Below are 16,847 nucleotides of genomic sequence, written 5' to 3'. Positions count from 1 at the left end.
GTGCGAACCGCGCGAAGCGGCGTCACTCGAGACTTGATCGGCGAGAGAATCCGACGAACGAGCCCCCTCCTCGGACCCCGCCCCACGCTGCGAAAGAACGGAGGAAGCCGGTTCCGCCGACTCCCGGCCCAGGTCCGTACCGGCGATCGATTGCTCGGCAGCTCGGGGCCGTCGTTGCGGCAGCTGCGAACCGCGCGAAGCGGCGTCACTCGAGACTTGATCGGCGAGAGAATCCGACGAACGAGCCCCCTCCTCGGACCCCGCCCCACGCTGCGAAAGGACTGGGATGACGGGTTGGGCCGTCTCCGGGCTCGAGTCCGGGCCCGCCGTCGACTGCTCGGTGGCTCGCGACCGTCGTCGCGGCAGCTCCGGAGCATCCGGGCCGGGTTGCCGGGCGTCGGTGACCGGCCGTAGCAGCGAGGTGGTCTCCGCGTCCGGCAGCGGCGAGTCCGCCGGGCTCGGTGAACCGCCCATCGGCTCCCAGCCGGTCAGCGAATCCCGGGCACCCGCAGAGTCCCGGCCCGACGACGAATCCCCGGCGCCGGCCGAGTCCCGGCCGGGCAGCGACTCCCGATTGTCCGGCGACGCCGCGCCGGTCAGCGAATCCCGGCCGGCAGACCGCGCCGGACCCGCCGGCAACTCCGCATCGGCCGGCCACAACCGGCCGGCGGACGAGTCCCGATCGGTTACCTCCTGATCGGGCGAGGGGACTCGGCCCGCCGGCGGTTCGGGGTCGTCCGGCCGGCGCCGGACAGGCAAGGCACCCGGACGGTCCAGGGATTCCGCGGTTTCCCGACCGGACGACGGATCAGTGCCGGGCAACGATCCCGGATCGTCCGTCTGATGCGGACCGGGATACAGATCAGTGGCGGGCCACGATCCCGGATCGGCGGCCTGATACGGACCGGGATCCGGATCACTACCGGTCGGCGATCCCGGATCGTGCGCCCGTTGCGGCCGGGAGCCCGGTCCGGTCGGCGCGCCGCCTTCGGGATGTGGGAGCGGGTCGGGTGCGGTTCCGGGCCGGAGGCCGTGTTCGGCGAGGCCGCCCAGCGCGCGAACCCAGTGCTCGGCGAAGGTTTTCACATCATCACCGAGGAAAACCGCGGTCGCGTAGTCGAAGCGGCACAGCAGGCCCTCGTCGGTGACATCGACCGTCAGCGCCAGCGGTACGCCGTCGGCGGGGCCGTCCGTGTGTACCCGGGCGGGGCGAAGATCGCGGTAGCGCAAGGTGAACCGGCCCGAGTCGGCGGCGGCGAATTCGGCCGCGGTCTCCGCGTTCAGATAGCGCAGCAGGGCGTACCCGGCACCGTCGGCGGGTACCGAACGCATGAGGTCGCGGATCTGGGTGAGCGCGGCACCCGCGGCGGAACCGCCGACCAGGGCGTCGTCGGTATCGATATCGGCCAGCTGCACCGACAGCGGGAACTCGGTGGCGAATCCGCCGACCAGGCCGTCCCCACGGCTCACCAGGGAGCGGGCGTCGGCATCGCAGCGCACCAGCGATCCCAGCGCCTGGGCCACCGTTCCTTGCCGGCCGGTGCGCAGCGCCATGGCGACCGCCGTCAGCAGTACCTCGGGCACGGTGGCCCGGTAGGCGTCGGCCGCGGCGGTGACCGCCGCGGTGCCTTCGGCCGTGATGGCCAGCGAAACCCGGCGGCGCGGCCGGAGATCGACCGTTCCCAGCGGGGCCGCGGTCCGGGCGCTCGCCAGGTTCCGGCGCCACCAGCCCGCCTCGTCGAGGAGGTCGATCGACCGGGCACGCTGGTCCAGTGCCTGCACGAGTTGCGGCAGCCGGGCTTCCGGCGCGGCCGGCGTGGTGTCACCGGCGACCAGTTCGTCGACTATGACGCGCCAGGACCGGTCGTCGACCACGAGTCCGTTCGCCACGACCACGAGCCGCCGGGCCGGTTCGGGTCCGGTGACCACGAAGTGGATATTGCGACCGGTCGCCGGATCGAGGGCGTCGGCGGCCGCCTGCACCACATCGTCGGTGGCCACCGTGTTCTCGCCGGTTTCGGGTCCGAGCCACCAGTACTGCCGGTCACCGCGCTGTTCCCGGGGCGGAATCCACAGTGCGGGTGTCTGATCACTGCTGTCGAGCCGGGCCGACAGCATCGGATGCCTGCCCACCAGGGCCCGCACCACGGCTTCGGTCCGGTCGAGCGGCTGATCGGCGGGCAGGTCCAGCACAATGGACCGGACCTCGACGCCGGGCAGCGGATTGTCGAGCAGGCGGATCGCCGTGGGTGTCGCGGGTAGTTCCCCGGAAACTTCGGCACCGCCCGATATCTCGGTGCCGCCGGCGCCCCGCGGCGATCCCGCGGCAGGCGAAGGCACCGCTTCGGCCTCCGCGTCGAGCGCCTGCGCGGCGGGATCCGAGCCACTCGCGTCGATGCGGTCGCCGACACCACCACCGATCGCGTGGCGGTCGCCGGCGCCATCGCTGAGCGCGTAGCCGTCGTCGACGCCACTGATCGCGCCGGTTTCCCTGTGCCTGAGGCCGGCACTGCCGACTACGTCGGGGCCCTGATCGGGGCCGTCGGTGCCGATGATCGCCGTGGGCTCCTCCGGAACCACTTCGAGGGCGGGTTCGAGCACCGGCACATCGTCGGGATCCGGCAGCCGGCCACGGTCGGGCACGCCGGCGGAGTCCACCGGAATACTCTCGACCGCCAGGTATGCCACCGGCACCAGCGACGCCGGCAACAGCCGCGCGAGCGAGGCGCGGACCGCGGTGAGATCCAGGTCGTCGACGCCGTGTCCGGGAACCAGGTAAGCGACCAACCGGCCGCCCGGTGTGGTCGGATCGGCGCCCGCGGTGGAGGTTCGCGGCAGCACCGCGGCCGCGGCGATACCCGGCACGGTGTGCAGGGCGGCCGCGATCGCATCCGGACGAATGCGATGGCCACGGAAGCGGAGCTGATGGTCGGACCGGCCCAGCAGGTCCAGGCGTTGCGGCGTGGTCGCGGTGGCGTCGCGCCACAGCACCAGATCCCCGGTGCGGTACATCCGCTGGCCGTAGCCGAAGGGGTTGGCCACGAACCGGTCCGCGGTCGGCGCCGGCCGGTCCGCGTAGCTCCGGGCCAGCTGGTCACCGGCGAGATACAGCTCGCCGGGCACCCCCGGCGGGACCGGACGCAGGCGTGCGTCCAGTACGTACACGCGGGTGTTCCACTGCGGCAGGCCGATCGGCACCGGCCGTTCCGCCGAGCCCGCGGCGGGCCAGGTCGTCGCCGACACCGCGGTTTCGCAGGTTCCGTACAGGTTGTGTACTCGGGCACCGCACCGGGCCCGCAGGGCGGACACGATATCCGGCGACAGCGGTTCCCCGGTCACGAAGATTTCGCGCAGGCTCGTCACCCGATCCGGCTCGACCAGGCCGGTGAATTCGGCGAGCTGAGCCGGCCCGAAATCGGTGACTGTTACTCCGTGCGCGGCGATCGCTTCGGCGACCTGCCCGGTATCGCCGGAGACGGCGGGGTCGGCCAGCACCAGCTGGGCGCCGGCCCGCAGCGGCAGGAAGAAACCCCAGAGCGAGGTATCGCTGGTGGCCGCATTGCGCTGCAGGTAGACGTCGGTGAATCCCAGCGGATTCTGGGCGAGCATCAGGGTGATCTGGTTGTTGAGGGCGCCGTGCGAGAGCACCGCGAGTTCCGGTCCGTCCGCACCGGCCGACGCGCAGATCATGCAGGCCGCATTACCCGGCAGCACCGGACGGATCAGTTCCTCAGGGCGCACCGTTTCCGCGGAATACTGCGCAAGATCACCGGCATCTGTCACGAGAACGGGCGTGGACTGCCCGGTCGCGCGCAGCGCCGCGGTGAGCCGGAGCTCACCGGCCCGGTCCGCCAGCAGCAGGGCCGGGCGAGCGGTATCGAGGATCTGCGCGGTCCATGCCGCCGGATCGTCCGGATCGAGCGGCAGGTAGACCCCGCCCGCGGTCAGCACCGCGTAGATCGCCACCACCAGATCGGGCGAGCACCGCAGGGCCACACCCACCGGCGTTTCGGCGCCGACACCGGCGTCGATGAGCCGGCGGGCCAGCCGGTTCACCCGGGCGTCGAATTCCTGATAGGTCAGCTCGGCGGAAGCATCGGCGACGGCAACGGTATCGGGCCGGATCGCGACGGTCCGGCGGTAGCCGTCGAGCAGCAGTTCCGGCGGCACCGGATAGCGGGTGTCGTTCCACACCACCAGCAACCGGTCCAGATCGGCACGCGACAGCAGGTCGATATCGCCGACCGGCCCGTCCGGATCGCCGCCGGCCACGGTGAGCACCCGCTGGAACCGGCGCGCGATTTCGGTGACGGTGCTCCGGCCGATCCGATCCGCGGCGAAATGCAACGCGGCCGCGATCCCGTCCGGGGAACCGTCGGGCGAGCGATGCGGATCGATGACCAGCCGTAAACCCTCCCCCGTCGGCGAACCGTCGACCTCGACCGGTTCGGTAGCCAGACTCGGCATCTCCAGGCGGGGAATATCGTTGTGCCGCAGCGCAATCGCCACATCGAACAGCGGCCCGTCGACACCGAGCGCCGCGGTCAGCAGTTCGAAGGGCAGATCCGCGTTGGCGAAGGCACGGCGATCCGATTCCGCGACACGCTGGACGAGTTCGAGGAAGGATTCGGCCGGATCGATCCGGGTCCGCAGGACGACGGTGTTGGCGTAGGGCCCGATCGCGTCGTCGAGTTCCCGCTCGTCACTACCGCGTACCGAACTGCCCAGCACGATATCGGTGGCGGCCGCCGAACGGGCCAGCAGGACCGCGAAGGCCGCACGCAACACGATGAATTCGGAGGTTCCGGCCCGCTGGGCGATATCGGCGATCCGGCGATGGGTCCGGGTGCCGATATCGAAAGCGTGCACAGCGTCCCCGGTGGCACCCGGAGGGGCGGTGTCGGGCGCGAACTCCAGCTGCGGGGGCAGGTCGGCCAGGTAGTCACGCCAGTACGTGAGCCGCCGGGCGGCGAGCGATCCCGGATCGCCGATATCGCCGAGCTCGGCCCGGCGCCCGAGGAAATAGTCGAGATACTGGAACGGCAGCGGCTGCCACAGCGGCCGCGACCGGTTGCGCCGGCCGAGGAACGCCCGCAGCAGATCCCGCAGCAGCAGCCCGGCCGAAACTTCGTCGGCGAGAATCCGGTGGACCACCACCGCGACGACATGTTCCCGCGGCCCCACTTCGGCCAGCGCGAACCGCACGGGAACCTGTTCGGGGTCGGCGGCGTCGAAGTCCGTCTGCGACAGCGACCGGAGCCAGCCGGCCAGTTCGGCGGCGGGAACCGGTTCGGCGACCACTTCGGGCACGGCCAGCTCCCGCGGCAGTACCACCTGATGTGGTGCGCCGTCGGACGCCGGGTAGACGGTGCGCAGGGTTTCGTGCCGGTCGACCACATCGGCGACCGCGGCCTGCATGGCCGCGCCGTCCAGGCTCCCGGTCAAGCTCATCGCGGCGGTGATCGTCTCGGCGGCCGTCCCGGGCGCGGTCTGGTTGCGTTCCCAGAGCCGCAGCTGGCCGGGCGACAGCGGGATGGACTCCGGCCGTTCCACCACGGGCGGCTGGTCGGCGACCGGGGCCGGTTCCGGGCCGGGAGCCGGGGACGACGGCGCATCGGGCACGGTCGACCCGAAACCCGGTGTGGCGGTGCGGCTCGGCAGCCCCGGTTCCGCCGGACGCACGGCGGGCCCCCGGCCCGGGAGGCCCGTGGCACCGCGCTCCGACGGCCGGTACGGGTCCTCCTCCGCGGACAGCGGGTTTTCGTAGAACGCTGTGGCATCGCTCGGGATCGGTGCCGTCCCACCGCGGGCCGGGCGCGGATCCGCGGGACCCGGCAGCTGACGACCACTGTTCAGCCACGCGTCGGACGCCGAATCCTCCGGCTGCCGCGAGACCGCCGCGGTGGGCTCGGACACCGCCGGCTCGGACGGATCGAGACCCGCGCGCCGCGGTAGACCGGAAGCTGGGGAACCGGACCCATCGAAACCCGCGCGCTCCGGCACCGCAGACTCGGACAGATCGAGACCCGCCCGCCGCGGCAGACCGGAACCGGACCGATCGACACCCGCCCGCTCGGGCAAACCGGAAACTGCGGACCCGGACCGATCGAAGCCCGCCTGTTCCAGCGACCCCGAATCCGCTGTGCCCGGGGAATAGAAACCCGCCCGCCCGGTGTCGGCGGGCGCAAGGGAATCGGTGTCCACCGGGTCGAGGGGTTTCCCGGCGCCGCGCTTACCGCGGCCGGGCAGCGTATGCTGCCGATCCGGCATCTCGAGGTAGCCGCGACCCGGTAGGTCGAGGTCACGCTTTTCGGATGCCAGCCGGTTGTCCCTCTCGGACAAGGCATCCAGGGAAACCCGCTCGGGGATGTTGCGCGGGCCCGGATCCGGCTCGGACACGCCGTACCCGTGACCCCGCCCTTCGTGAGCCGGCGGCCCAGGATCTGCCGCCGGGACCCGAATCGGCAGGCTCTGTTCGTAATCGGGGAGCTCACCCGCCGGCCACCGGTTCGGCGGAACGGCCGTATCCCGCGGCTCCTCCGGCCACGGCGCAGCGGAGTCGACCGCCGGAGCCGGCCCGGCGTCTTCCGAACGCGAGCGCTGCCCGGCGTCGCTGGGCCACACGTCCGGGCCGGCATCACCCGGCCGCGACACCGGATCGGCGACCATCGATTCGGCGGCACCCGGCGAACCAGGCTCGGTATCGCCACGCCGCGAGAACGATTCTGCCTCGCTGCGCCCCGGCACCGGCTCGCCCTCGTCCGGCCACGGCACCGGCTCGGTACGGCTCGGCCGCGAGCGTGCGGCCGGACCGTCGAGCGCCGGCAGGGCAACCCGTCCGACATATTCCATTTCCCCGTCGGCGGAGCGACGGACCAGGTCACCGGTGCGATAGAGCCGGGAGCCGTCGTCGGCGAACGGGTCGGCGACCAAGAGCTGCGCCGTCCGGCCGGGGCGACGATGGTAGCCGCGGGCCAGTTGCGCGCCACCCAGGTACAACTCGCCCACCGAGCCGTCGGGGACCAGGGCGAGCCGGTCGTCCAGGATGCGAGCCGTGACTCCGCGGATCGGTACGCCGATGGTGCGCGGTCCGCCCGGCGTCAGCGGTGAGCTGATGCTGGTCATGACGGTGGTCTCGGCCGGGCCGTAACCCTGGTACAGGGCCCGGGCCGCGCCGCCGGCCACCGGAACGGCCCAGCGGACCACCAGTTCGGGCGGGCACGGCCGGCGGCCGGTCACCACGACGCCCAGTTCGTCGAGACCGGCCGGATCGATCAGCCGTAGCGCGTCCGGGGGTAGGTAGGCATGGGTCGCGCCGGTGCGCCGCAGCAGCGCGGTCAGTTCGTCGGCCTGCGACACCAGCGGTGAGACCACGACCATGGTCGCGGCGCCGCCGAGTGCCAGCAGCAGTTCCAGCACCGCCGAATCCGAGGGCATCGGCGCGAAGTTCAGCGTGCGATCCTCGGGTTCGACCCGGTATCGGCCCTGCTGTTCGGCACACAGCCCGGAGAGTCCGGCCTGGGTGACCACGATGCCGTCGGGCGAGGTCTCACCGTCGCTGACATAGCTGACATAGGCCGGGTGTTCGGCGCGCAGTGGGCGTACCCGGTCGGCGTAGGTGACCGCGTCGGCGGAGAACTGCTCCAGCGAACGGGCCGTGTCGACCGTGTCGACCTGCAGCCATTCGATCTCGTCGGGTAGTTCGTTGCGCACCCAGGAAACCGCCAGGCCGTACACGGCACCGGCGTCGCCCAGCAGGTGCGCGACCCATCCCGGCGGATACGCGGGATCGATCGGAACGAACCCGGCGCCGGTCTTGGCGACGGCCCAGACCGCCAGCACCGCGTCCAGTGAACGCGGAATCGCCACGGCGACGAGGTCCTCCGGGCCGATACCCCGGGCGATCAGCGAACGGGCCAGCCGGCTGGACCAGGCATCCAGATCGGCGTAGCCGACCTGTTCCAACGGGCCGGTGCCGTCGGCGAGGACGAGTGCGACGCCGTCGGGATTGGTTTCGACAGCGTTGGCGATCAGTTGCGGCAACGTGGTCACGCGGGGCCGCCGGGTTCGATGCGGCCTGGTCCGGACTGGCCGCGTCATACCGCCCTCGCCCTCCGGAGGAGGTCATACCGCTGACCGACTACCGCATCCATCTGTCCGCCTCGCCTGCCTATCGCACTTCACCGCCGCGCCTACCGTGGCCGCGGCACGATAGGCAGCCTGCCACAATGCGCCGGTACCCGGTATGGCACCCGGCAGGTTACCGCCCGAGCTGCTGTTCGACCATCCAGTGACCGAGATCGGCCACCGGCAGCCGGCCGGATCGTCCGGCTCACCCCAGCAAGGTGGACAGTTCCAGCACCCGGGCGGCCCCGGTCCAGGCTGCTCCGGGTGCGGCGGCCTCGTCCACGATCACTGCGGTGAGATCGACCAGCGTGTCCGGATCGAGCACGGCGAGGCCCTCGGTGTCGGACCACAGGTGCGTGACCCATTCATCGGCCGGCGTCACGCGCTGGATGGTGTCCGGGATCAGTACTATCGACGCCCCCGCGGCGCCGGCCGCCACCACCTCCAGCACCGCCGCCGGACCGTCGCCGCGACCGTAACGGTAGCTGCGGGCCTCGTAGGTCAGGTCGGTGGCGTTGTGCACCCGGGTCACCGCGGCCGCCAACTGGTCGTACCCGGTTCGGTACCCCGCTGCGTCCACCACGACGACGTCGCCGCCGCGGAGCGGCCGGACCCGGTGCGCGTGGGTGACCGGCCGCGGCGACCGCCGGGCGACCGCGGCCGCCACCGCCGGATCGCCGAGCGTCAGCCAGTGCACGTTCGGCAGTTCCGGTTCCGCCGTCACCGTCAGCCCGACCTCCACCACCAGACCGGCCGCCGCGGCCGCCGCCACCGCGTCGGCGGGCACCAGCGCCGCACCCGCTTTGAGGACCGCCCAGGTGGCGACCACACCGTCGACACCGCGTCCGAGTGCGGTCACCACCCCGGAACCCGGGCCGCAGCCGCGGGCGATCAGCTCTCGCGCCAGTTGTGACGAACGCGCGTCCAGCTCCTGGTAGGTCATCGCGTTCTCGCCCCACACCACTGCGGGACCGGACGGATCGTCTTCGACCGAGGCACCGAGGGTCTGGGCCAGCGCGGTTCCCGCGGTGACCGCCGGTACGGCCGTGTCGACCGTGAATGCGGCCGGATCGACGGTGAATACAGCCGGGTCGACGGTGAATACAGCCGGGTCGACGGCGAGTACTTGCGAGTCCACAGCGAGTACTTGCGAGTCCACAGCGAGTACTGCCGAGTCGACGGCGAGTACTGCCGCCGAGTTGTTTTCGGAGTCGTCGATGTCGATATCGCCGATCCGGACCCGCGGGTCGGCGGCCACGGCGGTGAGGATCCGGGCCAGCCGGCGACCGAACGAGCGCACGGTCTCCTCGTCGAACAACTCCGTGGCGTAGGTCAGAGCGGCCCGGAGTTCTCCCGGGGGACCGCCGGTTTCGCGTCCGGGATCGATATCTATCCACAGGTCGTATTCGGCCACCGGTGTGCACTGCGCCGGTCCGTGCACGATGAGACCGGGCAGTTGGAGGGTCACCTGCTCGTCCCCCCGGAACGACAGCACCACGCCGAACAGCGGATCACGCACGATATCCCGTTCGGGCGCCACGACCTCGACGACCTGCTCGAACGGAATATCGGCGTGGGCGAATGCCGCCAGATCCGTTTCGCGGGCCGCGTCGAGCAGTTCGGTGAAGGTCTGCGCCACGTGTACTTCGGTCCGGAGCAGGAGCATGCCGGCGAACAGGCCGACCGAGTTCGCCAGGTCGGGTTCGCCGCGCCCGGCGTTCGGAGTGGCGATCGCGATATCGCCGGAGCCGGTGAGCCGGTGCAGCAGCACAGTCACCGCGGCATGCACCACCGTGAACAGAGTGGCATCGCGGTCGCCGGCCAGCGCGGCCAGGCCGTCGTGCACCTGCGCGTCCACCGTGAAGTCGGTGGTGTCAGCGTGTCGCGACGGCAGGTCCGGGCGCGGCCGGTCCAACGGCAGTTCCGGTCCCCCGCTCGCTCCGTCCAATTGTTCGCGCCAGAATTCGACTTGCTGCGCCCCGACCGTGTTCTCGTCGTCCTCCCCGCCGGCCACCGCGCACTGCCAGATCGCGTAGTCCGCGTACTGCACCGGCAGCGGCGACCAGCGCGGCGACTCACCGTTGATCCGGGCGAGGTACGCGGTCATCAGATCACGGGTCAGCGGCGCCAGCGACGTTCGATCCGCGGCGATCGCGTGCACAACCAGCGCCAGCACATGCTCGTCCGCGCCGGTGGCGAGCAGCAGCCCCCGGATCGGGGCCGCGCCTGTCAAATCGAAACCGGCCGAGAGCAATTCGCCGATCCGGCCGGGCGCGTCCTCGGTGGTGTCGGTCTCCATCCCACCGCGCAGCACCTGGGCCACCGGCAGGATCTCCTGGTACGGCACACCGTCCGGGTCCGCCGGATAGCAGGTGCGCAGAATTTCGTGCCGTTCCAGTACATCCGAGAGCGCATAGCGCAGCGCCGAGGTATCGAGCGCGCCGGTGAGACCGATGGCCAGCGCGATATTGCGCCCCGCCGCCCCGGGTTCGTCCCGGTCGAGCAGCCACAGCCGATACTGGGCCGGCGACAGCGGGATCCGCTCCGGCCGGTGGACCCGCTCCAAGGTGGGCCGCGGCACGGGGACGACGACCCGGGGCGCCGCTGTCCGGGTACGCCCGGCCGGCGTCGCGTCGTGCTCCCGGCGCACGGACGCCGGGTCGGGCAGCGCCGCACGGTCGAGTTTCCCGCCGGGGGTCGACGGCAGGGCGTCGAGCAGCACGACGAGATCGGGCACCATGTACTCGGGCAGAAACTCCCCGGCCCGTTCGCGTATCCGCTCCGCGTCCACCGCAGGATCCTGATCCGCGACCGGCACCACGTAACCCACGAGCCGGTCCCCCGCAATTTCGTCGCCGCGCAGCACCGCCGCGGCCCGACCCACTCCCGGATCCCGCAGAAGTGCCGCCTCGACCTCGCCGAGTTCGATCCGGAACCCGCGCAGTTGCACCTGCGTGTCCGCGCGACCGGCGTATTCCAGCCCGGCCCGGCCGGCGAATCCGGCCCAGCGGCCGATATCCCCGGACCGGTACATCCGCGACCCGGGCGGGCCGAAGGGGTCGGCCACGAATCGGGTCGCGGTGCGACCGGGACGGCCGAGATAGCCGCGGGCCAGTTGTGCACCTGCCACATAGATTTCGCCGGGCACCCCGAATGGAGCCGGTTGTAGCCGATCGTCCAGGACGAACGCGTCCAGGCCGGGCAACGCGCGGCCGATCACACTCGCCGGGTGGTCCATCAGCTGTTCGTCCAGGGCCAGGAACGACACGTGCACCGTAGTTTCGGTGATCCCGTACATATTCACCAGCCACGGTGCCGCGGACCCCGTACCACCGGGGGTCCCGTGACGTTCGTACCAGTGGCGCAACCGGCGAATATCCAGCGCTTCGCCACCGAACACGACGTAGCGCAACGACAGCGCGCCGCTCCCGCCCGCCGTCTGCGCGACCCGATCCGCCTCGGCGAGCCGGTAGAACGCCGAGGGGGTCTGGTTGAGGACGGTGACCTTTTCGCGAATCAGCAGCTCGCGGAACTGTTCCGGCGACTGCGCGGTCGGCCGGTCCACCACCACGACGGAGCCGCCGCTGGCGAGCGCGCACCACAGTTCCCACACCGAGAAGTCGAAAGCGGACGAGTGGAACAGGGTCCACACATCGGTGTCGTCGAATTCGAACATCAGCTGGGTGTTCGCGAACAACTCCACCACGTTGCGGTGGGTCACCGTCACTGCCTTGGGCGCGCCGGTGGAGCCGGAGGTGTAGGTGGCGTACGCCGGATTGCCGGGTCGCAGGGGCGCACGCCGGTCGGTGTCGGTGACCGCGGTCGCGGCATAGTGCGCGGTGTCCTCGATGAGCACCACCGGCAGGTCACCGGAGGGCACCGCGGCCCGCTCCGGCCCGGTGGTGAGCACGGCGACCGGGCGGGCGTCGGACAGGATGTACTCCAGCCGCTGCCGCGGATAGGTGGTGTCGATCGGCAGGTAGCCGGCGCCGGACAGCAGCACCCCGAGCAGCGCGACCGGCAGTTCCTCGCTACGGGGTATCGCCACCGCCACCAGGTTCTCGGGCCCGGCACCGGCGTCGATCACACCGCGCGCCACCCGATATGCGCGGTCGAGTAGTTCCTCGAAGCTCAGTGTGGTCGCGCCGGATCGGACGGCGGCGGCCGTGGGCCGCAGCCGGGCCTGGGCCTCGATCAGATCGGCCAGCGTGACGGCCGGGACCGCGACACCGGCGCTGTTCCATTCGCGCAGCACCAGGTCGCGTTCCCCGCGGGCGAGCAGGTCGATATCCCCCACGGTGACACCCGGATCGGCGGCCACCGCGGCCAGGATCCGGACCAGCCGGTCGGCGTGATCGCCGATGGTCGGCGCGTCGAACAGGTCGCGGGCGTAGGTGAAGGTCAGGGTGGCGCCGGCAGCGGTGTCCACCAGATCCACTCGCAGATCCAGTTTTTCCGGTAGATCGCCGGGTTGGAGTTCGTCGGACAGCATCACCCGGAAAGGCGGGTGGCCGGCCACCGTGCGGACCGTATCGATCAGGTAGCCGAGCCGTTCGCCGCCCACTCCGGCGGGACCGATTCCCGCGCCTGTTCCACAGGCGGCATCCAGCAGTGCCCCGAAGCCGCGTCCCGGGTCCACCTCGGTGTGCAGTACCGACAGCCCGGCCGCGGAATCCCGGGTGGCGAAGGCGCCCACGGCGGTTTCCCGTTTCCCCGACAACCGCGCCAGTAATACGGCCAGCGCGGCCTGAACCACCGTGAGCTCGGTCGTATTCCACTGTGCGGCGACTATGTTCAAGGCATCGCACAGGTCCCCGTGCAGTTCCCGGGAGACCTGCCCGCAGTGCCGGGACGGAGCGTCGGGCCGCGGCCGGTCGGCGGGTAACTCGCCGTGCCCGGTGAGCGAGCCGGGCGCGCGCCACCAACCGGGAGCCGGCACCTGCGCCCGGGCGGGCACCGCCAGCAGTTGACCCACGAGCGCACGCAGCAGGCCGGACAGCGCCTGTGCGGAGGCTTCGGCGACCGTCTCGCGGTGGTAGCACACCCGCACCCGCAACCGGTCGGCCGGTTCCACGACCAGTGTCACCGGATAGCCCGCGGAGATCCGCGCGGCCGGGCCCGCGATCACGTGGCCGGGCATCCCGTCGCTCGTCGCGTCCACGGGATGCGGTTCGTAGACCAGCACCGTGTCGAAGAGGCCCGCGGCGGGCCCGATATCGGCCGGCAGGTGGTGTTCGAGCAGGGTTGCCTGCTCGGTCTGGATGCGGACCAGCAGATCCTGGACGGTCCAGCCGGGATCGAAACTGACCCGCACCGGAATCGGGTCGGCTGTTTCTCCGGCCGGATCCAGCGGGCGTCCCGGTACGACTGCACCGAATACGACATCCGCGCGCCCGGTCAGGCTTGCCAGCAGCAGCGCCCACAGCGCCTGCGCCACAGTGCCGACGGTGACACCGGCCGCGGCCGCATACGCCGCCATCGCAGCCGTCTCGGCCTGGCCGAGCGTCAGGTCCAGTTCCCCGATCCCGGTTCCCGGCGGTTGCGGCGGAGCAAGCACCGCGGCCAGCTCGGTCGGCCGGGCACCGCGCAACATATCCTCCGGCCGCGGACCGGCCGGCCAGGCGTCGAGTCGGTCGGGGACCGCGGCGGAACCGGGCAGAGCCCGCCCATCCGCCTGCGGGTCCTCGCTGAGCCCGGCCAGTGCGCGCACCGCGGTCAGCCAGTCCTCGGCCAGTTCGCGCACGGCAATCTCGGGGACGAGATCGGCCGCGTAATCGAACGACACCGCCAAACCACCGTCCGCGCGGGCGACGGCATCGATATCGATGACCAGCTGCACCGGCATCCGGCGATCGAATTCGGCCTCGGCACCCGGATCGCCGACCGGTGACCATGCCGTATCGCCGGGCCGGGCGGTTACCTCACCGGCCGGGATCGGCCCGCGGCAGCGGAACCCGATCTGCGCCGGGACCCCGTCGAGTTCCTCCGCGATCGCACCGGTCACCGGCAGCCGCAGCAGGCCGAAGCCGATCCCCTGGTCCGGGACGGCGCCGAGCTGCTCCTGAACCGACCGCACCAGCGCCCCGGTGTCCGCACCACCGCGCAGCGCGGCGTCGGCGTCGATATCGGACAGGTCCAGTGCCACCGGATACTCGGTGGTGAACCGTCCGACGGTACGGGTGAAATCGGCACCGGGCACGACGGCGGCGGCACGCCCGCTGCCTTCCAGCTGGATCCGGGCGACCGTGCACTCCACCCCGCGCCGGGCCCGCCAGTTCCGCAGCGCCAGCGCGAGCGCGGCCACCAGCGCCTCGTCGACGCCGGCGCGATACCGGATCGGCACCTCGGTCAGCAATCGGCCGGCAACTCCGGGGGGCACCTCGGCCGCGAACCGGCGCACCGTCGCGTAGGTATCGGCACCGGGAGCCGGTGCGCGGGAGCCCAGCAGCGGGTCGGGGGTGGCCAGAACCTTGCGCCAGTAGGCGAGTTCGGTTTCCCGTTCCGGCTGGGTCGCCTCGTCGGCCAGTGCGTGGGCCCAGCGACGGAAAGAAGTTCCGACAGCAGGCAATTCGATACGCAGCCCCGCGGCGATCTGCGCCCAGGCCACCCTCAGATCCGCGACGACAATGCGCCAGGACTCCTGGTCCGCCACAGACTGATGGACGGCGAGCAGCAGGGCGTCGCGGGCATCCGGGCGGCGCAGCCAGGTTGCCGCGACCATCCGGCCGCTCAGCGGATCCAACTGCGTAACAGTAGGATTCAGCGCGGCCGCGGCAACCTCGGCCAGACCGGCCCCGCCACTGCCCGCGGGCACCTCGACCTCGGAGATCAGCACACCGGCGGCCGGCGCGGATTCGGCCACCTCGAGCCGGTATCGGCCGCCCTCATCCAGCAGCCGTGCCCGCAACATATCGTGCCTGGCCGTCACGGCCCCCAGCGTCGCAGCCAGACCGGCGCGATCGATGCCCTCCGGCAGCGACAGTACGAGGTGCTGCGCGGACGCCGGATACGCTCCCGCCACCGAGTGCAGGTCGAGGAACAGCGGCACCTCACCGTCAGCGCCCCCGGGCAGTTCCACCGCCGGGTAGCCGCGGACCGCCACCTCGGGGTTCCCGGCGTCCGCGCGGTCCGCTACCGGAACCGGGTCGCCGGCGCGCACGGGCGATCCGGCCGGCCGGGAAACCGGCTCCGCGTGGGCGGCGCGGCCCAGCCCGCCCATCCGGCTGCTCCCGGGCAAGAGCGGGGCAGGACTCCTCTCGGCGGCCAGTGTTTCACCGGGCAAGACGGCCACCTCGGCCGCGCCGTTGCTCGCGGCGAAGCCGTCCGGCGGCACTCGGGTACCGGCGCGGCCCAGATATTCGAACTCCGCGCCATACGGGGTTTCGATGCGGCGCACCAGATCACCGGTCCGGTACATCCGGGCGCCGGGCTGACCCATATCGGCGCCGAACGGCGCGGCCACGAACCGCTCGGCAGTGTGCGCGGGCCGGTTCACGTACCCGTTCGCCAGCGCCGGGCCCGCCAGGTAGAGCTCGCCCACCGCACCAGCGGGCACCGGGCGCAACCGGGTGTCGAGAACTAACGCCCCGGCCGCGTTCAGTGCGGCGCCGATAGTGATCGGATCGTCCGCGTACATCACTCCGGTGCTGGTGGCGATGGTCGCCGCCTCGGTATGGCCGTAGGAAAGGACGATATTGTGCTCGCGCGCCCAGCGGCCGGGAAGGCCGCGGCCGAACTCCTGCACCACCGCGGCGACGAGCACCCGATCGCCGAGCCCGGCCGGATCCACCCGCGCGAGCACGGCAGCGGTGGTGATCATATGGGTCACTCGCTCACGGGCGACCAGACCGGCCACGTCCCGGCCGTCGGGCGCACCCGCCGGGGCGATCACCAGGGTCGCGCCCGAGGTAAAGGTGAGCAGTAGCTCCAGGATCGAGATATCGAGGTTCGGCGCGCACAGGTGCGCCACCCGGGAATCGCTGGTGATCCCGTAGATCTCGGCGATCGCCGCGACCACCGTGGCCGGCCCGCTGTGCGGGATCGCGACGCCGGGGCTGCCGGCAGCGTCCGGGGTGTAGACGATATACGCGGGATGCCGTTCGTCGAGCGTCCGGACCCGATCGGTGTAGGAGATGGGGTGCCGGGGCCGCTGGGCGATCCGGGCGGCCTGCACCGGGTCGTCCAGTTCGATCCAGTAGAGGGTCCGGCCGAGCGCACCCCGGAACCGCGAAGTGGTCAGGCCGAACGCGGCCCCCGAGTCGGTGGCTATGTGCTCGATCCGGTCGGCCGGGGCACCGGGATCGATCGGCACATGCGCGGCGCCGGTTTTGGCGACCGCCCACACCGCGAGCACCGACTCCGGGCTGCGCGCGATCCCGATGGCCACCACATCACCGGGACCGATACCGCGTTCGATCAGTTCCCGCGCCACCTGCGAGGACGCCTCATCGATTTCCCGGTAGGTCATTTCCCGCTGATCCGCGGGATCACCCGTCGGGTTGTAGCGGATCGCCACCTCGTCGGCGGCCGATTCGACCGCGGCGGTCAGCAGCTGACCGAAAAGTGGATGGCCCGAGCGGCGCCGGCGACTGCCACGAGAAAAACGGCGGGCAGTTTCCATTCGAGTGCATTCACCTCTCGCATCGCACCGGAACCCGGCCCCCGCGTACCCGTCTGGTGGCGCGCCATGTCGACCGGGCCGAGCACGGTCCGGCCATCAT

General features: G+C 71.7%; 2 protein-coding genes. Both read right to left on the bottom strand.

Translation table 11 applies throughout. The annotated features are described in order from the left end of the window. A partial coding sequence (locus ACIA75_RS06975) for an AMP-binding protein (protein ID WP_397100703.1) occupies positions 1 to 8,052 on the bottom strand: 8,052 nt, incomplete at its 3' end. Between the two features lie 280 nt (positions 8,053 to 8,332). Further along, positions 8,333 to 16,747 (bottom strand): amino acid adenylation domain-containing protein, encoded by an 8,415-nt coding sequence (locus ACIA75_RS06970; protein WP_397100701.1) that lies wholly within the window; start codon positions 16,745 to 16,747, stop codon positions 8,333 to 8,335. Between the last annotated feature and the right edge of the window lie 100 nt (positions 16,748 to 16,847).

It is taken from the genome of Nocardia sp. NPDC051750 (assembly GCF_044453135.1).
GTDB lineage: Bacteria > Actinomycetota > Actinomycetes > Mycobacteriales > Mycobacteriaceae > Nocardia.
This window is presented reverse-complemented; position numbering and strand designations above follow the sequence as displayed.